Source organism: Aeromonas encheleia (genome assembly GCF_900637545.1).
Classification (GTDB): domain Bacteria; phylum Pseudomonadota; class Gammaproteobacteria; order Enterobacterales; family Aeromonadaceae; genus Aeromonas; species Aeromonas encheleia.
The window spans coordinates 586,609-606,356 of sequence record NZ_LR134376.1 but is presented as its reverse complement, the minus strand read 5'-3'; the positions used below and the strand labels follow the sequence as shown (position 1 = coordinate 606,356).

The following is a 19,748-nucleotide window of genomic DNA, read 5'->3' as shown; positions in this document are numbered from 1 at the left end:
TGATGACCTGACACTTGGATGGTATGGCTCATCCCTCATTCAAGTGGCACCCATGTGACGCTTCCAATCTGTCTTTTCCCCGCGCCTCCTCTGAGGCGCTTTTTTTGTGCCCGAAAACGGCCACGAAAAGGCCCGCCGAAGCGGGCCTTGACCGAAAGTAGCTGATTCTGGGCTCATCAGAGGGCGAGGAACAGGCCCGCCAGTGAGGCGCTCATCAGGTTCGCCAGCACCCCCGCCAGGATGGCACGCATGCCGTAACGGGCGATGAAAGCCTTGCGCTCCGGCACCATGGAGCCCAGGCCACCGATGAGGATCGCCATGGAGGAGATGTTGGCGAAACCGCACAGGGCGAAGGTGACTATGGCCTTGCTCGACTCGTTCAGGGTCTGATCCTGCACCAGGGCGATGAAGGCGACGAACTCGTTGATGACGATCTTGGTCCCGATCAGGGCGCCGGCGGCCTGGGCCTGATCCCAGGGTACCCCGATCAGCCAAGAGACGGGGGCGAACAGCCATCCCAGGATGATCTGGAAGCTCAGCTCCAGCCCGGCCAGATCACCCACCCAGCCCAGCAGACCGTTGAGCAGGGCGATCACCCCGACGAAGGCCAGCAGGGTGGCGCCGACTGCCACAGCTATGTTCAGCCCCGCCATGGCGCCGTCGGCTGCCGCCTCGATGACGTTGGTCGCGCGCGGGATCTCCACGTCCTGATGGTTGTCCACCTCATCTGCGGCAGGCGGTACCAGGATCTTGGCCATGGCCAGACCGGCTGGGGCCGACATGAAGGCCGCCGCGATCAGGTATTTCAGCTCGACCCCGATGCTGGCATAGCCCACCAGGGTGCCGCCGGCCACCGAGGCCAGACCGCAGCTCATCACCGCGAAGAACTGGGAGTCAGACATCTTGGAGAGGTAGGGCTTGACCACCAGCGGCGCCTCCACCATGCCGACGAAGATGTTGGCGGTGGCGGAGAGGCTCTCGGCCCGACCCGTGCCCAGCAGCTTCTGCAGGCCACCGCCGAGCAGGGCGATGATCCGCGGCATCAGGCCGATGTGGTAAAGGATGGCGATAAGGGCGGAGAAGAAGATGATGACCGGCAGCACGTTGAAGGCAAAGATGAAGCCCAGCTTGAACTTGGCCAGATCGCCGAACAGGAAGGCGATCCCCTCCTGACCGTAGCCGATCACGCTGCTGACGCTCTCGCTGACCCCGTTCAGCACATGCTGGCCGGCGGGCAACCAGAGTACCAGGCCGGCGAAGAGCACTTGCAGGCAGAGGGCGAAACCCACTGTTCGCAACGAGATACGACGACGATTATCAGAACAGAGTGCGGCCAGAGCCAGGATACAGAGGATGCCGAGCAGGGCGATCATGGGGATTCCATCAGGTGAGGCAGAAGATGGGCGCGGATTCTGCGCTCCCTGCCCCGTCACTGCAAGCCCACTTGGTTACGACCCTGTTAGCAAAAACGTTTGCACGACACCGGTTGCGGCAACTGGCTGATTTGGCTAGATTTTAGTATCAGCGGAAAGCCAGTGTTTTTATACAGAAACGATCATTCCCTTGTGCCGGACAATTTACCGCCGAGCCAGGGAGCAAGCCGCTGCTCCCAATAGGGGTCTGGGCCGAAGCTCTCCTTGAGAAAGTCGATGAACAGCCGGATCTTCGGATCCAGATGCTCGCGCCTGACATAGACGGCGTGCACCGCCATCTTCTGGTTCGGCCGCCATTGGGGCAGCAGGGGGATGAGCTGGCCGGACTGCAACTCCTTGTCCAGCAGGTAGTTGGCGACATAGGCGATGCCGAGCCCGGCCAAGGCCGCATCCCGCACCGCCTCCGCCAGATCCACCCGGTAGTTGCCCGCCACCTGCACCGTCTGGCGCTCCTTGCCCTGACGGAACGACCACTCGTGGTAGCGCCGCTCCCGGCTCTGGTAGGTGATGCAGTTGTGCTGGGCCAGCTCCTTCGGGTGCAGCGGGGTACCGTGGCTCAGCAGATAGTCCGGCGAGGCCACCAGCACGAAGCCGATGTCTGCCAGCCGCTGCCCCACCAGCGCCTCCGGCTTGTCCTCATAGGTGGTGATCCAGAGATCCAGCCCCTCATCCACCAGGTTGGTGCGGTGATCGAACAGGGAGACCTCCAGCTCCAGCTCGGGGTAGCGATCCTGGAACGCCTTGAGGCGCGGGATCACGTGCAGCCGGCCAAAGGACTGACCAACCCCCAGGTGCAGGACGCCACTCACCTTGCCACGCCGCTCCGCCACCATGGAATCCGCCTCCTGCGCCACCGCCACCAGGGCGCGGCAGTGGCGGGCATACTCCTGGCCGAGTTCGGTCAGGGAGAAGCGGCGGGTGGTGCGCTGCACCAGCTGGGCACCGAGCGCGGCCTCCAGCAGCGCCAGTTGCTTGCTGATGTGGGACTTGGAGACGCCGAGCCGGCGCGCGGCGGCGGAGATGCCCTGTTCACGGACCAGGGCATCGAAGATCAGCATTTGGGGGAGGCGTTGCAGCACGGGGTTACCAGATAGAGGGGCCTGCCGCCATTATTCCAGAGTAGTCCGGTGAGGCCTAGCGGCCGAGCGCCTGCTTCACCGCGGCGAGCAGGGGATCCGCACCCGGATTCTGGCTGGCGCCATAGCTCGCGATCAGCTTGCCATCACGCCCGATCAGGTACTTGTGGAAGTTCCAGCCGGGAGCGTCGCCACCGGCGGCGGCCGCGAGCCCCTTATACAGGGGGCTGGCATCGGATCCGCGCACGGCGATCCGGTTGAACATGGGAAAGGTCACGCCGTAGTCACGGCGGCAGACAGTGGCGGTCTTGCCCTCATCCCCCGCCTCCTGCCAGAAGTCATTGGATGGAAAACCCAGGATGATCAGCCCCTTATCCTTGTAGCTCTGGTAGAGCGACTCCAGATCCCGGAACTGGCCGCGATAGCCGCAGTAGGAGGCGGTGTTGACCACCAGCACCACCTTGCCCTCGGTCAGCTGGCAGAGGTTATGGCGCTGGGTGCTGTTGAGCTCCCGTTGCTCCACATTGAAGTAGTCGGGGCAGGCGGCCAGCGCCTGGCCTGCGCCGAGCAATAACAACAGAGTGAACCATTTCATCGGGCAACTCCTTTTGAACAGATGAATAGCATACGTATCCGCCGCGGCTCCGGTTCATTTCATGCTCAGTGCAGCGCTATGCCCGTCAGCCAACCGTGGCCCCAGAAGATGAGCAACGCCGTGAGCGCCAGCCCCACCCCCACGCAGATCCCCGTTCCCTGCCAGCTCGCCGCCGGGCGCAGTTTCTGCTGCCAGTCCCGCACCGAAATCCAGACGATGCTGACCAGGGCCCATATTCCCACGCCTCCGAACAGCACCAGGGAGCGCGCCTCGCTGTTCACAGTCAAATGAGCCCCAGCCCACAGCAGGGTACCGATGAGCTGGGGGTGCACCAGCCAGCGCCGGAAGTAGTTGGCCCCCTGCCCGGCACAGAGCAGGATCAGTGCGACGGGCATCAGCCCCATCGCCAGGGCCGGGCCCCAGGCGGGCAGAAAATAGAGTGGCATGGGGCTGGCGCTGCGCCAGCCAGCGAGGATGCAGGCGATGGCGACGAACACCAGCAGCGAGAAGAGTCCCTTGTAGCGCTGCACTCCCAGCCGGTCGCGCAGGCGGGCACGGTGGGCCACGGCGAAGCAGGGATAGAGGTGGATCAGGGTAAATAGCACTACCCCCAGGGTCAGCAAGATCATGGGTTGCTCCTCGCACGTTGCCCCTCAGTATGGGGGGGATCACTATGCCGTAAAGCAGACGGGCAGAATACAAGAACCATATAAAAGACAGCGAGATAATGAAAATGAAAAAAGCCGATCCAGGGATCGGCAAGGTGCGTCAGAGGGTCTGCCAGCAGGCAAGCAACCACATCCGCTACACGGGGCAGAGGGTGGCCGGTGCCCTGCACCGGCCAGAAGAGGGGTTAGTTGCGCAGCATATAGAGGGCCGCGACGTTGCGGGCCGTGAGCTGCAGGTTGGTGGTGGCGGTCGCCAGCGCCTCCGGCAGGGACATGGCGCGGTTGACCACGGCAAACACCGCGTCCAGGCCGTGCTCGTGCACCACGCCGTAATCGTCGGTGATACAACCGGATATGCCGATCACCGGCTTGCCGAACTGCTTGGCGCAGCGCGCCACCCCGATGGGAGTCTTGCCGTGGATGGTCTGGCTGTCGATCCGCCCCTCGCCGGTGATGACCAGATCCGCATCGGCCACCGCCTCGGCCAGCTTCAACGCCTCGATGACGATCTGGATGCCGGGCTTGAGCTCGGCGCCCAGCAGCCCCACCAGGGCGGCGCCCATGCCACCGGCGGCGCCCGCCCCCGGAATGGCCTTCACCTGTTTGCCGAGGGCCTGCTCGATGCAGTCCGCATAGTGGGCCAGATTGGCGTCCAGCTGGGCCACCATCTCCGGGGTCGCCCCCTTCTGCGGGCCGAACACGGCGGAGGCGCCTTTCGGGCCGCACAGCGGGTTGTCCACGTCACAGGCCACCTCTATGGTGAGACCGGCCAGGCGCGGATCCAGCCCGCTCAGATCGATGCGCGCCAACTCACTCAAGGCCCCGCCGCCCAGGGCGATGGGGCTGCCATCGGCCTTGAGCAGCTGGCCGCCGAGCGCCTGGATCATGCCGGCACCGCCGTCATTGGTGGCGCTGCCACCGATGCCGAGGATGAGGTGGGTCACCCCCATCTCCAGCGCCGCCAGGATCAGCTCACCCGTGCCCCAGCTGGAGGTGAGCAGCGGGTTGCGCCGCTCCGGTGCCACCAGGTGCAGGCCGGAGGCCGCCGCCATCTCGATGATGGCCCGCTCGCCATCCCCCAGCAGGCCGACGAAGCCCTGTACCTTGTTGCCGAGCGGTGCCGTCACTTCGACCGGCAGGATGCGACCACCGGTGGCGTCGATCAGCGACTGTACCGTACCCTCGCCGCCATCGGCCATGGGCAGCTTGATGTAGGTGGCATCGGGCAATATCTGCTTGAAACCGGCCTCGATGGCATCGGCCACCGCCATGGCGCTCAGGCTCTCCTTGAATGAATCTGGTGCGATAACAATTTTCATATCAGTTCCTTAGGCGAGACCAAACACGCCAAACATCAGGGTGGAGACGGCTGCAATGGTCAGACCGACGGCAGTTTCGTAGGGGATGAGCTTCAGACGCTCGCTCACGCCCATGTGGACGCTGCCCCCGGTGGCATGGAAGAAGGAGCCGTGCGGCATGTGGTCAAACACGGTGGCACCGGCGTGGATCATGGCGGCGCCGGCCAGGCTGGTGATGCCGAGTTCGATCAGGGTCGAGCTGAACACGTTGGAGGCCACCACGGTACCGGCTGTGGTCGAGGCGGTCGCCAGCGACATCAGGGCGCCGGAGATGGGGGCCAGCAGGTAGGAGGGCAGACCGGAGGCGGTCAGGCCGCTGATCAGCACATCCTTCAGACCGGAGTTGGCGATGATGCCCGCCAGGGTACCGGTGCCCAGCAGCATGATGGCCACCGGCGCCATGCGGGCCAGACCGGAGACCGCAAACTGGTTCACCTTGCTGAACTTGCCCATCATCAGGGCGCCGACCAGGCCGCCGAGCGGCAGGGCGATGAGCGGGTCCACGACTATGCCGGCCAGCGGGCGCAGGGCCAGCAGCAGGATGGCGACCAGGGGCGCGCTGATGGCGGCCAGGAAGCCGGGCAGCTGGGCACCGTCAAAGCTCACCACCTCGTCGGCGGCGACCTTGCTGCCCTTGTTGTTGAGGCGCTTGGCCAGCCAGTAGGCCATCACCAGACCGAACAGGCCCGGGATGATGCCGGCCGCCATCACCGAGGTGAGCGGCAGGTGGAAGGCGTCGGACGCGGCGATGGCGTTCGGGTTGGGGGACATGACGTTGCCCGCCTTGCCGCCACCTATCATGGCCAGCAGGATGGCGGCCTTGGAGAGGTCGGCACGGCGAGCGATGGCCAGGGCGATGGGGGCGACAGTGATGACGGCCACGTCCACGAACACGCCGACCGCGGTCAGGATCAGGGTGGCCAGCGCCAGCGCCAGCAGGGCGCGGGTCTCACCGAGCTTCTTGACGATGGTCTCGGCGATGGTGGTGGCCGCACCGGATTCGATCAGCACGCCGGCCAGCACGCCGGCCGCCAGGATCCGCATCACGGCGGTGGTGATCCCCTGGGCGCCGCCGATCATCAGGGCGACGGTCTGGGTCAGGTCGGCTCCGCCGATCAGGCCACCGGCCAGGGCACCGACGATCATGCCGTAAGCGGGCGGCACCTTCTTCAGGATGAGGAAGATGGCGATGGAGAGCGCAGCGAGAGCACCGAGCGCGGATACAGGGATCATGACGGGCACCTTGAGTGGGAGTAAGTGGTGGCCATTATGGTGATCCCGGGTCGGAAAGCTTTGGCCGAAAAGCCAAAGCTTTCGTTTTCATATCGTCACTTTTTGTTCATATGAACAAATCAACCGTCGAGATTGAGCCCGAGATAGAGCAGGAACTTGTCATCTAACTTGTTGAAATTTAACCCTGTTATCTGCTCTATCCGGGTCAGCCGGTAACGCAGGGTATTGGGATGAATGAACAAGGCATCGGCACAGGGATGCAGATCACAATCCTGCAAGAAATATTGGCGCAGCGTCTTTTGCAGCGTTCCCTTTGCATCCTCTTGCGCCAGCCTGAGCAGGGGAGCCCGCAGCTGATCAGCCTGCCAGGAGTCCGCCAGACTGCCGAGCAGCACCGGTAGCCGGTAATCCTCGAAGAAGTAGACCTGTTTGCGCGGCGCCTGGCGCATGCCACGGCGCAGGGTGTCGCGGGCGGTCTGGTAGGAGCGGGCCAGGCCGTCGATCCCGGCGAAGTAATCACCCACCCCGATGCGCACCTTGAAATGGGGAATGCGGGCCAGCAGCTGCTTGATGCGGCTGCGCTCCTGCGCCGATTGCCAGACGCCGTCGCTGAGCTGGGCCGGCTTGAGCACCACTATCTCGTCCAGGCCGTTGATGGCCACCAGGTTGTCCCGCTCCGGGTACTCCAGCAGATGCACCAGCTCCCGTAGCCGGGCGGGATCGGCCTCCTCCAGCGTCAGCACGGCCACCACCCGAGGCTGGGCCAGATCCAGCTCGAGGAAGCGGGCCGCCTGCTGCAGCTGATCGACCCGCCCCTCGCCGCGGATGAGCTGCAGCACCAGCTCCTCCTTGTGGCGCTTGTCCCACTGCAGTTGCTCGGTCAGCGCCGCCTGCTCCAGGATCAGCTCGGCGGTCATCCGCACCAGCTCGGCGTAAGCGCGCACTTCCTCCGGATCCCCCGAGATGCCGATGACCCCGAGCAGCTCCCCCTGATAGGCGATAGGCAGGTTGATGCCGGGCCGCACCCCCTTGAGCTGCTGGGCGGTGGCCTCGCTGATCTCCACCACCCGGTTCTCGGTCAGCGCCAGCACGGCCCCCTCGTGGCGCTGGTGCAACCGCTCCGGATTGCCTGAGGCGATGATGAGGCCGCGTTCATCCATCACGTTGACCGAGAACGAGAGGATCTTCATCGCCCGGCTGACGATCTGCCGGGCCAGGGTATCATTTAGCTGCATGGGCTCTCCGGGTAAAAAGCTGAGGTAGCCGCAGGCGATGCTGAGACGGCGTATTCATCCATCAGGTTGACCGAAAACGAGAGGATCTTCATCGCCCGGCTGACGATCTGCCGGGCCAGGGGGTCATTTAACTGCATGGTCTCTCCGGGCAAAAAGCTGAGGTGGCCGCGCAAAGATGCCACATCATCAAGACAAGCGAGGGGGGGATCGCTAGAATAGGCCACTTTACCCCAGGTGTGCCCACCATGGATCACGGATTTGGCGCAGGCCCAGTCCCCTGGTGATGGCCCCGTCCTTTCGATATGGATCCCGTTATGGACTATGAATTTCGCCGCGACCCGTTCGGTGGCTATCGCGCCCGGTTCTCCATGGGCCATGAAGCCATAGGTCAATGGCTGATCGACGAGGTGGGAAAGGATGAGGAGAAGCTCGACGAGCTGTTCTCCATCATCGACCAGCTGTCCAACCGCAGCCGTGTCGAATACCGTCTGCTCGGCGGCGACTATTCGCTGCTGCTCACCCATGAGGAGGCGGAGGTGAAGGCCAACGTCCTCAATATCGAGCAGGATGAGGATCTCGACGATCTCGCCTACTACGATGATGAGCAGCTGGCCATGTGCGGACTGGAAGACTTTGCCCAGGTGCTCGGCTCCTGGCGCGCCTTTATCCGCAATGAGGATATGGGCTGATCACCCTCTATTATCGGGCAAGCATGCCCGCTGCAACCCAACAGGATTGACTATGTCTATTTACGATTTTGATGACGAACTGCCGGAAGACGAAGAACAGGAATCCAGCCAGAAAGCCGCCGTGCCCGCCAAGAAGAAGGGCAAGCAGGTGATGAACACTCAGGTCAACCTGAGCCCGCGCGATGCCAGCCGCCTGAACGGCCTGCACGTGGAAGCCATCACCACCCTGGACGACGTCAGCCTGCCGAAGAACGTCATCTTCAAGGCCGGCCTCATCGCCCTGGGTGAGCTGGAAGCGACCAAGCGTGCCGATATCATCGCCCGCGTGATTGCCGAATCCGGCCGTTAATACGGCTTGGGTGCGTTAAGTCGCGCCACAACCTCTCACCAAAGCCGGAGCCTCTGCTCCGGCTTTTTTATTGGCCAGACAGCGGCCGACAGGCGGCACAACAGACCGCGGCAGGGATCCGACCAGTCTATCGAGCCTTGTGCCAGGGGGAAGGGATCGTTAAGGTGCGCCCCTTCGCACTCGCAAGGAGACTCAATGTTACCACTACCCGATGCCTTGATCTGGGGAGTGCTGGCGCTGGCCGTGCTGCTCTGCCTGGCCCGCCAGCCGAGACCCGGCCTGATCCTGCTGGGGATCGCCCTGCTGACCGCCCTCTGGCTGGGGCGCCTCAGCCCCTTCGCCGCGCTGGTCAGTCTCGCCGGCCTGTTGCTGGCCTGGCAAACCCCCTGCCTGCCCCAACCCTGGCGTGGCATCGCACTGACGCTGGTGCTGCTGTGGGCCATCGCCCTGACGCTGCATCTGGTGCCGGGATTTGACAATCTCAGGGCACTGGATCGGGTGCAGGCCGGCCCCGCCAGCGTGCCCTTCAGCCTGTATCTCAATCTGGACAAGCCACTGATCTTCTTCGGCCTGCTGCTGGCCTGGCCCACCCTGCTCGGCCAGGGAGGCCCCATCCGCTGGCGACCACTGGCCCTGCTCATACTGCCACTGGCGGCCCTGTTGCTGGCGGCCTGGCAGCTCGGCGCCCTCAGGCCCGAGCCGGGGCTGCCCCACTGGTGGTGGCTGTTTGCCCTCAACAACCTGCTGTTCACCTGTGTGGCGGAGGAGGCGCTGTTTCGGGGCCTGATCCAGCAAGGGGTGGCGAAGCGAAGCAAGCCCTGGTTCGGTCTCCTGGTCTCCAGCCTTCTGTTCGGGGCGGCGCATCTGGCCGGAGGCCCGCTGCTGATGCTGTTTGCCGCCCTGGCGGGGGCCTGCTACGGGCTGGCGTTCCAGCTCAGCGGACGGCTGAGCGTCGCCATCCTGCTGCATTTTTTGTTCAACTTCGCCCACCTGGCCCTGTTCACCTACCCGCTGGCCAGCCGCTGAGGCCACTGGCATCGCCTCTTGAGCGAACGACGGACAAAAAAATGCCCCGAACACAGGTTCGGGGCATTTTTCATCGACCCGGCTCAGTCGACGTAGAAGGTCTGCTGGAAGGTCAGGGTCTGCTGCTGCCCCTCGCCCATGATCTTCAGGGTGAACTGATAGGTATCTTCGTTGCGGTAGGGCAGCACCGCCAGATAGTAGATGGAGTCCCCCTCCTTCACCTCCTGGAAGGTCAGGGTACGGATGGTGCCGGTGAGGTTCTTGGCCTCCCCGCTGATGCCAACCGCCTGAGCCACCCCTTGCTTGTTCTGCACCGCTATGTTGACGATGCCGTTGTAGCGGCTGCGCTCCAGACCATAGGCCTTGGCCACCTCGGGGGTGAGGAAGCTGGAGTTGAAGGCGTTGTAATGCACCTGCCAGGGACCCAGCTCCTTCATCTGTTCGGCCCGCAGTGGCAGCGTCATCAACAGTGCCAACAGGCAGCTAATCCAGGCTGTTTTCATGATGTCATCCTTCTCGTGTTTACGACTCCAGCAGGGCACTGATCTCGGCGGGGATCTGCCTTGGCGCCTCGATGGCGACCGTCTTGTGCCGTCCCAGCTCCCCCCGCACTATGCGGACCTGCCCCTTGGCCACCTTGAACTGCTTGGCCAGGTACTTGATCAGATGGCCATTGGCCTGGCCATCCACCGGCGGCGCCGTGATGGCCACTTTCAACTCCTCGCCGTGCAACCCGACGATCTGATCCCGGCTCGCCTTGGGCTGGATCAACAGATGCAGTATCAGCCCGTCCCCTTCTCGCAGGACGGCCGGCATCAGATCATCAACCACAGTTGGCCGAACAGATCCCCTAACAGATAGTTTATGGCCTGCAAGCCGATAAAGGCGACCAACACCGAGAGATCCAGGCCACCCAGTGCCGGCAGGATGCGGCGGATCGGAGCCAGGAAGGGTTCGGTCAGCTGATGCATCACGTATTCGATGGGGTTGCGACCCTGGCTGACCCAGCTCAGGATGGCGCGGATCAGCAGCACCCAGAAGATCATGGCGCCCGCCTTCTTCAGCACGGTGAGCGCGGCGAACAGGCTGAGGGTGAGCCAGTCGGTCAGCAGCACGTTCATGCTCTTGAGCAGCGCCAGCTTGGCGAAAGCGATGATCAGGGCCAGCAGCACCGAGGCCATGTCCAGGCCGCCAAAGCCGGGGATAATGCGACGCAGCGGCACCACCAGCGGGTTGGTCAGCTTGACCACCGTCTGGCTCATGGGGTTGTAGAAGTCGGCGCGGGCCCACTGCAACCAGACGCGCAGCAACACCACCATGAGGTAAATATCAAAAACCGTATTAATCAGAAAGTAAGCCGTGTTCATCCGGGCTCCTTGTTAAGCCGTAAGCGTGATCAGAAAAGGGTTTCCATCTCGGCGGCCCGGGTGACGGCCGCCTGCATGGCGTGAGCGGTCAGCGGCATCAGCCCCTGCTCCTGGAATGTCTTGACGGCCTCGGCCGTGGTGCCGCCCTTGCTGGTCACCTGCTCGCGCAGGGTCTGCAAGGAGAGCTGAGGATTCTGCTCCACCATGGCGGCGGCGCCGAGGGCGGTCTGCTGCACCAGCAGGCGGGCCTGCTCGGGCGAGAAGCCCATCGCCTCCGCCTGCTCGGCGATCGCCTGCATAAACAGGAAGAAGTAGGCAGGCGCACTGCCCGCCGCCGCGATGACGCCGTTGATGCCGCTCTCCTGCTCCACCCAGAGGGTCTTGCCCACGGCCTGCATCATCTGTTCGGCAAAGTCGCGATCCCCCTGCTCGATGCCCGCCGGGGCATAGAGGCCCGTCATCCCCAGTCCCAGCAGGGAGGGGGTATTGGGCATGGTGCGGATGATGCGAGTGTGGCCCCCCGCCATCTCGCCAAGGCGCGCCACCTTGATACCGGCGGCGATGGAGACGAGCAGCTTGCCGGTCAGCGACCCCAGCTCGGCGACCAGTGCGCCCAGCATGGTGGCCATCAGCTGCGGCTTGACCGCCAGCACTATGACCTCGGCCGCCCGGGCCGCCTCGGCGTTGTCCTGGGTGATGCGAATGCCATAGTCGCTCGCCAGCGCATCCAGCTTGGGACGGCTGGGGTTGGCGGCGATGATGCGCTCGGCCGGATAACCCGCCTGGATCAGGCCGGCAATGATGCTGCCGCTCATGTTGCCCGCCCCGATAAAGGCGAGGGTTCTATGTTGCATCAAACACTCCTGTTATTGGCTGCCAACACGGCGGTTCGCCTGCGCCGACGAAGGCGAGGACAGGCGGCACCCCGTGCTGCTGTTTATGAATAATCGCGGGCACCGAAGATGGCGGTGCCGACTCGTACCATGGTGCTGCCATGGGCGATCGCCGGCTCGAGATCCTCGGTCATGCCCATCGAGAGGGTATCGACACTCGGGTATTGCTGCGCAAGCTCGGTGAACAGAGCCTGCATGCGCCGCATCTGAGCGGCCAATACCGCCTCGTCACTGGTATGCTCGGGAATGGCCATCAGGCCACGCAGCACCAACCGTTCACTCCGGGCGACCAGCGCGGCCAGACGGAAAATCTCTTGCTCCGACGTACCGGATTTGCTGCTCTCTCCGCTAATATTGATTTGCAGACAGACATTTAGCGGAGCCAGCCCGGCCGGACGTTGGCTGTTGAGGCGCTCGATCAGCTTGTCACGATCGACACTTTGTACCCAGTCGAATCGCTCCGCCACCAGTCTGGATTTGTTTGATTGCAGCGGGCCGATAAAGTGCCACTCTATGTCTGCGCAGTCGGCCTGGGCGCGCAGGGTGTCGATCTTGGCCGCCGCCTCCTGGGCATAGGATTCGCCGAATCGGCGCTGACCCGCGGCATAGGCGGCCTGAATGTCCTCCAGCGGCTTGGTCTTGCTGACCGCGAGCAGCTGGATATGTTCGGCTCCGCGGCCAACCCGCCGGGCAGCCTGTACAATACGTTCCTTTACCTGAAGCAGGTGCTGGGCAATCTGGTTCATATTTCGTTCGTGATCTTGTGATGGGAGAATAACAAGTCTATGGATATCACAGAGTTATTGGCTTTCAGTGTAAAGCATAAGGCCTCGGATCTACACCTCTCGGCCGGGGTTCCCCCGATGATCAGGGTTGATGGGGAGGTTCGCAAGATCAATTTGCCCGCCCTGGAACACCGGGAAGTGCACGCCCTCATCTACGACATCATGAACGACCACCAGCGCAAGGAGCTGGAAGAGAACTTCGAGGTGGATTTCTCCTTCGAGGTGCCCAACCTGGCCCGCTTCCGGGTCAACGCCTTCCAGCAGGCGCGCGGCTCGGGCGCCGTGTTCCGCACCATCCCCAGTACAGTGCTGAGCCTGGAGGATCTGGGGGCCCCGGAGATGTTTCGCAAGATCGCCGAATTCCCCCGCGGCCTGGTGCTGGTCACAGGCCCGACCGGCTCGGGCAAGTCCACCACCCTGGCGGCCATGGTCGATTACATCAATGACAACTTCCACCACCACATCCTCACCATCGAGGATCCCATCGAATTCGTGCACGAAAACAAGCGCTGCCTGGTCAACCAGCGCGAGGTGCACCGCGACACCAGGAGTTTCGCCAACGCCCTGCGCTCGGCGCTGCGGGAAGATCCGGACATCATACTGGTGGGGGAGATGCGCGATCTGGAGACCATACGTCTCGCCATGACCGCCGCCGAGACCGGCCATCTGGTGTTTGGCACCCTGCACACCTCGTCGGCCGCCAAGACCATAGACAGGATCATCGACGTCTTCCCCGGCTCGGAGAAGGACATGGTACGCTCCATGCTGTCCGAATCCCTGCGCGCCGTCATCTCCCAGACCCTGCTCAAGCGGATCGGCGGGGGTCGGGTGGCGGCCCACGAGATTATGATGGGTATTCCCGCGGTGCGAAACCTCATCCGGGAAGACAAGATTGCCCAGCTTTATTCTGTCATCCAGACCGGGATGACCCACGGCATGCAGACCATGGATCAGAGCCTCAAGCAGTTGGTCAACCGGGGCATAGTCGCCGCCCTCGACGCCAAGGCCAAGGCGGCCGATCCCAATAGTATCTAGGACAAGCTCACCCCAAGGAGACACTATGAACATGGATGTTCTGCTGGCTGAACTGGTTGCCCAAAAGGGCTCGGATCTGTTCATCACGGTCGATGCCCCGCCCACCCTCAAGGTCAATGGGCGCCTGGTGTCGCTCGGCGATAAACCGCTGGACAGGCCGGCTGCGCTGGCCCTGGTCAGGGAGAGCCTGGACGCGGAGCACTTCGAGCGCTACCTGCATAGCCGGGAGGCGAACTACGCCATCCATCGCGAGGCGCTGGGACGGTTCCGGGTCAGCGCCTTCTGGCAGCAGGATATGCCGGGCATGGTGCTGCGCCGCATCGAGACCCATATCCCCAGCTTCGGCGAGCTGGTGCTGCCCCCCATCCTGCAGGAGGTGGCCATGGCCAAGCGCGGGCTGGTGCTGTTTGTCGGTGCCACCGGCGCCGGCAAGTCCACCACCCAGGCGGCCATGATTGGTTATCGCAACCAGCACGGGGACGGTCACATACTGACGGTGGAAGATCCGGTGGAGTTCGTGCATCAGCACGGTCGCTGCCTGATCACCCAGCGGGAGGTCGGCATCGATACCGAATCCTTCGATGTGGCGCTCAAGAACTCCATGCGCCAGGCGCCGGATGTCATCCTCATCGGCGAGATCCGCAACCAGGAGACCATGGAGCTGGCCATCCAGTTTGCCGAGACGGGCCACCTCTGTCTCGCCACCCTGCACGCCAACAACGCCAACCAGGCGCTGGATCGCATCCTCCATCTGGTGCCAGAGGCGAAACACCGCCAGTTCCTGTTCGATCTCTCCTTCAACCTGCGCGCCATCGTCGCGCAGCAACTGCTGCCCTGCACCGATGGCAGCCGCCGGGTCGCCGCCTTCGAGATCCTGCTCAACACCCCGCTCATCACCGACATCATCCGCAAGGGCGAGATGCATCGGCTCAAGGAGGTGATGACCAAATCCAGCGAGCTCGGCATGCAGACCTTCGATCAGGCGCTGTTCGCCCTGTTCTGCGCCGGCCAAATTGGCTACAGTGAGGCCCTTGCCCACGCTGACTCCGCCAACGACCTGCGGCTGCTGATCAAGCTGTCCGGTCGTGAGCAGCTGGGCGCAGGTTCATTGGACAACGTCACCCTGGACGAATGAGGGGCGTGCGTCACCGCTAGAAAGGATAGTTATGCTGATTGTGGTTTCCCCGGCCAAGACGCTGGATTACGAGTCGCCGCTGGTGACTTCCCGTTTCACCCTGCCCGCGTTGCTGGATCACTCCGCCCGGCTGATCACCCGGGCCCGGCAACTGGCCCCGGATCAGATCGCCAGCCTGATGAAGATCAGCGACAAGCTGGCGGGACTGAACGCGGCACGCTTCGCGCAGTGGCAACCGGATTTCACCCCGAGCAACGCCCGCCAGGCGCTGCTGGCCTTCAAGGGGGATGTCTACACGGGTCTTGCCGTGGAAGATTTCAGCGAGGCGGACCTCGACTTTGCCCAGGCACACCTGCGCATGCTGTCCGGCCTCTATGGCGTGCTGCGCCCGCTCGACCTGATGATGCCCTACCGGCTGGAGATGGGGATCCGTCTCGACAACGAGCGCGGCAAGGATCTGTATCAGTTCTGGGGCGACATCATCACCGAACACCTCAACCAGGCGCTGGCCGCACAGGGGAGCGAGGTACTGGTCAATCTGGCGTCCGACGAATACTTCAAGTCGGTGCGCCCGCGGGCACTGAAGGGCCGGATAGTGACGCCTGTGTTCAAGGACGAGAAGAATGGTCAATTCAAGATCATCAGCTTCTACGCCAAGAAGGCTCGCGGCATGATGGCGCGCCACATCATCAAGCACAGGTTGACCGAGGTGGAGCAGCTGATCGGTTTCAATGCCGGTGGCTACTATTTCGTGCCAGAAGAGTCTGATGCGCACACCCTGATGTTCAAGCGTGCTGAAAATTAATTACAAAATGAGGGAACCAAGTTCAGGATCCCCGGGTCTGAATACGTGAATCCTCTGTTGTAAGCACTTTTTGTTAGCCGACGTTTATGCGTCGGCTTTTTTCTGCGCGTCTTTCCACCCGCCGGCAGGGCGCCGGTGGCAGCAAACAAAACGGCCATCCGAGGATGGCCGTTTTGCATTGAGTATTACTTCTTTTTCTTGGCCGACTTCTTCTTGCCATCCTTAGGTTTCTTCTTCTTCACCGGCACCCGCGCTTCCTTATGCTTGGGACGCAGCACGTCGATCACCCGGCGCTTGAGGCGCTCTTCGGTGTAACGCTCGATCTTGGAGACCATGGCCATATCGTGGGCCTCCACCAGGCTGATGGCGCAGCCACGGTTGCCGGCTCGACCGGTGCGGCCGATGCGGTGCACATAGACGTCGGTGCCGTAGGGCATGTCGTAGTTGATGACATGGCTGACGTTGGGCAAGTCGATACCACGGGCGGCCACGTCGGTGGCGATGAGGAAGGGCACTTCACCGGCGTGGAACTTGCGGATCGACTCGATGCGCTTGCTCTGCTCCATCTCGCCACGGATCCAGGCGCAGGAGACACCGGCCGCCTGCAACTGGCCGGAGAGCTCAGCCAGCCGCTCACGGGTCTTGACGAAGACGATGGCCTTCTGGGTTTCCGGATCCTTCAGGATGTGGATCAGCAGCGCCAGCTTGTGGGCGGCATCGTCGGCCAGGTGCACCCACTGGGTGATAGGGCGACGCTCGCTGCGGGGGGGCTCGGCGTGCAGCTCGACCGGCTCCTTGAGGATCTCGTTGGCGAACTTCTCCAGCCCGGCCCCTTCCAGGGTCGCGGAGAACAGCATGGTGTGCTTGCGGTAACGCGCCTCGGCCACGATGCGGTTCACGTCCTTGACGAAGCCCATGTCCAGCATGCGATCGGCTTCATCCAACACCAGTACTTCGATGTCGTGGCTCTCGAACTCTTCTTTGTCGATGTATTCCAGCAAACGGCCCGGGGTCGCCACTACGATGTCGGTGGTCTTGGTCAAGGCCGGCAGCTGCTCTTCGTGGCTGACACCGCCGATGATGGTCTCGATGCTGAGGTGGGTGTGCACCGCCAGCGCCTTGGCGTGGGCACTGACCTGCAGCGCCAGCTCGCGGGTCGGGGTCAGGATCAGCATGCGGCACGGGCCCGGCTTGCGGCGCGGGAAATCCAGCAGGTGTTGCATGGCGGGCAGCAGGAAGGCGGCCGTCTTGCCGGTACCGGTCGGAGCGGATGCCAGAATATCGCGGCCGTCCAGGGCTGGCTCCAGCACCATCTGCTGAATGGTAGTGGGGCGGGTGAATCCCATCTCGGCCAGGGCCCGGTTGAGGGCTGGATTCAGGTCGAAATCATCAAAGGACTGGCTCATGGCAATACTCGGTCATTAAGGAAACGGCAGATTATAGGCGATTATGCCGCCGGCTCCTATGGCGACTATGGCTTAGCCGCTATAATCGCCGACCATTTTGGATATGGCAGAGAGATGGCGGGGGTCAGATGGGACGAAACAGCGGTTTTACCTTCAAACAATTTCACATCGATCACGATCGCTGCGCCATGAAAGTCGGCACCGACGGCATACTGCTGGGAGCCTGGGCGCCCATCGCCGCGGCGCGTCGGGTGCTGGACATAGGCACCGGCAGCGGCCTCATCGCGCTGATGCTGGCCCAGCGCAGCCATGCCGACTGTCACATCGACGGGGTGGAGCTGGATAAGGATGCAGTCGCCCAGGCCAGAGCGAACGTGGCGGCCTCCCCCTGGCCCACCCGGGTCGGCATCATCGAAAGTGCGATTCAGGACTATCAGGCAGCGCCCTACGATCTCATCGTCTCCAACCCCCCCTATTTCGTGGCAGGTCAGTCGTTTAGCGATCCGGCCAGGGCGCTGGCTCGCCACACCGGCGCCCTCGGCAGCCGGGATCTGCTGGCGGCGTGCGCTCGTTTGCTGACCGCCGACGGGCGGGTGGCGCTGGTGCTGCCGACCGCCATGGCGGATGAAATTTTATGCATCTCGGCAGATTATGATCTGTACGGCGTTTGTTATACAGCTGTTATCACCAGAGCAGGTAAAGCGGCAAATCGCGTTTTATTGCTACTTGGCAGAGGATTAAGCAGGTGTGAGCGGGGTGAGATTGTGATCCATTCTACTGCTGGAGGCTATTCCGACAGATACATCCAACTAACCCACCCCTTCTATTTGAAGATGTAAATTTCGCCTTGAACTATTTTTTCACATCATTATGCTGACTGGCAAACGAGCACCCGCTCAAGACCAGCTCAAACCACTGGTCGCGATGAAAAAAGCAGCGGGGCTCCTTTTTTTTACCCCTGAACAACACCGGTCATCGACCAATAAAAAACTATAACAAGCAATAGTTTACAAGACAGACGAGGTTGAACTTGACGAAATCACTCACATTATCCGACGTACTCGGATTGGGCTTCATGACCTTTGCCTTCTATTTGGGCGCCGGTAACATCATCTTCCCGCCGCTGGCCGGTTACATGGCAGGCGAGAACCTTTCCCTTGCCATGCTGGGCTTCCTGGTTACCGCGGTGGGCCTGCCGCTCATCACCATCCTCGCCGTTGCCAAGGCCGGCAACGGCTGGGCCGGCATGACCAAGCTGCTGCCCGCCGGTGTGGCCACCACCCTGGCCGTCGCCATCTACATCATCATAGGCCCGGCCTTCGCCGCACCCCGTACCGGCCTGGTAGCCTACGAGATGGGCCTCAAGCCCTTCATCGGTGACATGGGACAGGCCGGTCTGGTCGTCTACACCCTGTTCTTCTTCGGGGTCGCCATGCTGGTCTCCCTCAACCAGGGCAAGCTGATGGATGCCATCGGCAAGTATCTGACCCCGGTGCTGATGATCCTGCTGCTGACCCTGGCCGTCGGCGTCTTCGTCGCACCCCAGGGCACCATGCCCGCCGCGTCCGGCGACTATCAGCACAGCCCCCTGGTGAAAGGGATCCTGGAAGGCTACAACACCATGGACACCCTGGCGTCCCTGATGTTTGGCGCCCTGATCGTCGATCTGCTGCGCAAGAAAGGCATCAACGACTACCAGAGCCAGTTCAAGTACCTGGCCATCGCGGGCGTCATCTCCGCCATCGGTCTGTCCGTGGTCTATGTCTCCCTGTTCCAGCTGGGTAACACCGCTGCCGGCGTGGCCTCCGACGTCAGCAATGGCGGCGCCATCGTGAACGCCTATGTGCTGAGCCTGTTCGGTCAGCCGGGCCAGTTCATCCTGGCGGGCATCATCACCCTGGCCTGCTTCACCACCGCCGTGGGCCTGATCTCCGCCTGCTCCGACTTCTTCCACAATCTCACCGGCATCAGCTATCAGAAGCTGGTCGTGCTGCTGGGGAGCATCTGTGCCGTGGTCGCCAACGTGGGCCTGAGCCAGCTCATCAGCCTCTCCATTCCGGTGCTGGTTGCCATCTATCCGGTTGCCGTGGCGCTGGTGCTGGTCACCTTCCTGAAGGGCTACTTCGGTCGTCCCCGCCTGGTGTTCCGCTCCGTGCTGCTGGTCGCCTTCCTGTTCGGCTGCCTGGATGGCCTCGGCGCTGCCGGCATGAAGATGGATGCGTTCGCCTTCCTGCCGCTGTTTGACAAGGGCCTGGCCTGGTTGCTGCCGACCCTGCTGGCCTGTGGCCTCGGCGTGCTGGTCCGCACCGGCGACAAGCTGGCCGCCGAAGCCGCCTGATCGTCCGTCATACCGATACAAGAGAGGCCAGCATCTGCTGGCCTCTCTGTTTTTGTGTGATTGCCGGGGCGCTGCCCTGGTACTGGATAGGGAGCTAGAGCACGGATGCCGGCTTGGGTCTGCCCTCCAGCCCATACCAATGCTGCTCCACCCGACCGGCATGCCACTGGAAGGTGCCCCAGGGCCTGTCTGCCTGCCAGCGCGGGAAGCTGATCAGCACGCTGTTGTCTTCATACTTGTAGATCGAGGTGTTGATCTGGATATCGGACAGGATCAGCAGCAGGACGCCACCGATGAAACTCCATTTCAGCGCTTTCCACAT

At 62.8% G+C, this 19,748-nt stretch carries 22 protein-coding genes; 8 read left to right on the top strand and 14 right to left on the bottom strand.

The window, feature by feature from the left end; all coding sequences use genetic code 11:
- Positions 1 to 176: 176 nt before the first annotated feature.
- The 7 genes from EL255_RS02880 to EL255_RS02850 all read right to left on the bottom strand — a co-directional run bounded on the left by EL255_RS02880 (position 177) and on the right by EL255_RS02850 (position 7,598).
- Positions 177 to 1,373 (bottom strand): NupC/NupG family nucleoside CNT transporter, encoded by a 1,197-nt coding sequence (locus tag EL255_RS02880; RefSeq protein ID WP_042652100.1) that lies wholly within the window; start codon positions 1,371 to 1,373, stop codon positions 177 to 179.
- 182 nt (positions 1,374 to 1,555) lie between these two features.
- Positions 1,556 to 2,491, bottom strand: a complete 936-nt coding sequence (locus EL255_RS02875) for a LysR family transcriptional regulator (RefSeq protein WP_042652200.1) — start codon at positions 2,489 to 2,491, stop codon at positions 1,556 to 1,558.
- A 76-nt stretch (positions 2,492 to 2,567) separates the two neighbouring features.
- Positions 2,568 to 3,104, bottom strand: coding sequence for a glutathione peroxidase (locus tag EL255_RS02870; RefSeq protein WP_042652099.1), 537 nt, complete (start codon positions 3,102 to 3,104; stop codon positions 2,568 to 2,570).
- Between the two features lie 65 nt (positions 3,105 to 3,169).
- Positions 3,170 to 3,733: an NnrU family protein gene (locus EL255_RS02865; protein WP_042652098.1), complete on the bottom strand. Its 564-nt coding sequence runs from the start codon at positions 3,731 to 3,733 to the stop codon at positions 3,170 to 3,172.
- 224 nt (positions 3,734 to 3,957) lie between these two features.
- Positions 3,958 to 5,091, bottom strand: coding sequence for a glycerate kinase (locus tag EL255_RS02860; RefSeq protein ID WP_042652097.1), 1,134 nt, complete (start codon positions 5,089 to 5,091; stop codon positions 3,958 to 3,960).
- A 9-nt stretch (positions 5,092 to 5,100) separates the two neighbouring features.
- On the bottom strand, positions 5,101 to 6,363 hold the full coding sequence (locus tag EL255_RS02855; RefSeq protein ID WP_033129222.1) for a GntP family permease: 1,263 nt from the start codon (positions 6,361 to 6,363) through the stop codon (positions 5,101 to 5,103).
- 119 nt (positions 6,364 to 6,482) lie between these two features.
- A complete protein-coding gene (locus EL255_RS02850) occupies positions 6,483 to 7,598 on the bottom strand; it encodes a sugar diacid recognition domain-containing protein (RefSeq protein ID WP_042652096.1) in 1,116 nt (371 codons plus the stop codon).
- A 314-nt stretch (positions 7,599 to 7,912) separates the two neighbouring features.
- Here EL255_RS02850 and EL255_RS02845 point away from each other — a divergent pair, with 314 nt between their 5' ends.
- From EL255_RS02845 to EL255_RS02835, 3 genes are all read left to right on the top strand, one after another.
- A complete protein-coding gene (locus tag EL255_RS02845) occupies positions 7,913 to 8,287 on the top strand; it encodes a YacL family protein (protein WP_042652094.1) in 375 nt (124 codons plus the stop codon).
- 52 nt (positions 8,288 to 8,339) lie between these two features.
- Positions 8,340 to 8,636 carry a hypothetical protein gene (locus EL255_RS02840; protein ID WP_005332293.1) on the top strand — a complete coding sequence of 99 codons (297 nt, stop codon included), beginning with the start codon at positions 8,340 to 8,342 and terminating at the stop codon, positions 8,634 to 8,636.
- Positions 8,637 to 8,831: 195 nt separating this feature from the next.
- Positions 8,832 to 9,662 carry a CPBP family intramembrane glutamic endopeptidase gene (locus EL255_RS02835; protein WP_042652093.1) on the top strand — a complete coding sequence of 277 codons (831 nt, stop codon included), beginning with the start codon at positions 8,832 to 8,834 and terminating at the stop codon, positions 9,660 to 9,662.
- Between the two features lie 83 nt (positions 9,663 to 9,745).
- Here EL255_RS02835 and EL255_RS02830 read toward each other — a convergent pair whose 3' ends face one another.
- From EL255_RS02830 to EL255_RS02810, 5 genes are all read right to left on the bottom strand, one after another.
- Positions 9,746 to 10,165 (bottom strand): DUF4426 domain-containing protein, encoded by a 420-nt coding sequence (locus EL255_RS02830; RefSeq protein WP_042652092.1) that lies wholly within the window; start codon positions 10,163 to 10,165, stop codon positions 9,746 to 9,748.
- Between the two features lie 19 nt (positions 10,166 to 10,184).
- Positions 10,185 to 10,478: a DUF167 family protein YggU gene (gene yggU / locus EL255_RS02825; protein ID WP_042652091.1), complete on the bottom strand. Its 294-nt coding sequence runs from the start codon at positions 10,476 to 10,478 to the stop codon at positions 10,185 to 10,187.
- Positions 10,478 to 11,029, bottom strand: a complete 552-nt coding sequence (locus EL255_RS02820; protein ID WP_042652090.1) for a YggT family protein — start codon at positions 11,027 to 11,029, stop codon at positions 10,478 to 10,480. Before EL255_RS02820 ends, yggU begins: the two co-directional genes overlap by 1 nt.
- Before the next feature lie 29 nt (positions 11,030 to 11,058).
- Entirely contained in the window at positions 11,059 to 11,883 is an 825-nt protein-coding gene (gene proC, locus EL255_RS02815) for a pyrroline-5-carboxylate reductase (RefSeq protein WP_042652089.1), read from the bottom strand.
- Between the two features lie 83 nt (positions 11,884 to 11,966).
- Positions 11,967 to 12,668, bottom strand: coding sequence for a YggS family pyridoxal phosphate-dependent enzyme (locus tag EL255_RS02810; RefSeq protein ID WP_042652088.1), 702 nt, complete (start codon positions 12,666 to 12,668; stop codon positions 11,967 to 11,969).
- Between the two features lie 39 nt (positions 12,669 to 12,707).
- Here EL255_RS02810 and tapT point away from each other — a divergent pair, with 39 nt between their 5' ends.
- Genes tapT through yaaA form a run of 3 tightly spaced genes read left to right on the top strand, consistent with a single transcriptional unit; the run spans position 12,708 to position 15,682 of the window.
- The gene (gene tapT / locus EL255_RS02805; RefSeq protein WP_042652087.1) at positions 12,708 to 13,742 is read left to right on the top strand and encodes a type IVa pilus ATPase TapT; all 1,035 of its coding nucleotides are present in this window, start codon (positions 12,708 to 12,710) and stop codon (positions 13,740 to 13,742) included.
- A gap of 25 nt (positions 13,743 to 13,767) precedes the next feature.
- Entirely contained in the window at positions 13,768 to 14,877 is a 1,110-nt protein-coding gene (locus EL255_RS02800; protein ID WP_042652086.1) for a PilT/PilU family type 4a pilus ATPase, read from the top strand.
- Positions 14,878 to 14,908: 31 nt separating this feature from the next.
- Complete coding sequence (gene yaaA / locus EL255_RS02795) at positions 14,909 to 15,682, top strand: peroxide stress protein YaaA (protein WP_042652085.1); 774 nt, start codon at positions 14,909 to 14,911, stop codon at positions 15,680 to 15,682.
- 185 nt (positions 15,683 to 15,867) lie between these two features.
- On the opposite strand, the gene srmB is transcribed toward yaaA, so the two are convergent.
- Positions 15,868 to 17,088, bottom strand: coding sequence for an ATP-dependent RNA helicase SrmB (srmB, locus tag EL255_RS02790; protein ID WP_042652084.1), 1,221 nt, complete (start codon positions 17,086 to 17,088; stop codon positions 15,868 to 15,870).
- A 128-nt stretch (positions 17,089 to 17,216) separates the two neighbouring features.
- Between srmB and EL255_RS02785 the strand changes: the two genes are divergently transcribed.
- Both EL255_RS02785 and brnQ read left to right on the top strand, forming a co-directional pair.
- Complete coding sequence (locus tag EL255_RS02785) at positions 17,217 to 17,927, top strand: tRNA1(Val) (adenine(37)-N6)-methyltransferase (protein WP_042652083.1); 711 nt, start codon at positions 17,217 to 17,219, stop codon at positions 17,925 to 17,927.
- 236 nt (positions 17,928 to 18,163) lie between these two features.
- The gene (gene brnQ, locus EL255_RS02780; RefSeq protein WP_042652199.1) at positions 18,164 to 19,426 is read left to right on the top strand and encodes a branched-chain amino acid transport system II carrier protein; all 1,263 of its coding nucleotides are present in this window, start codon (positions 18,164 to 18,166) and stop codon (positions 19,424 to 19,426) included.
- Positions 19,427 to 19,520: 94 nt separating this feature from the next.
- Here brnQ and EL255_RS02775 read toward each other — a convergent pair whose 3' ends face one another.
- Positions 19,521 to 19,748, bottom strand: a complete 228-nt coding sequence (locus EL255_RS02775; RefSeq protein ID WP_042652082.1) for a hypothetical protein — start codon at positions 19,746 to 19,748, stop codon at positions 19,521 to 19,523.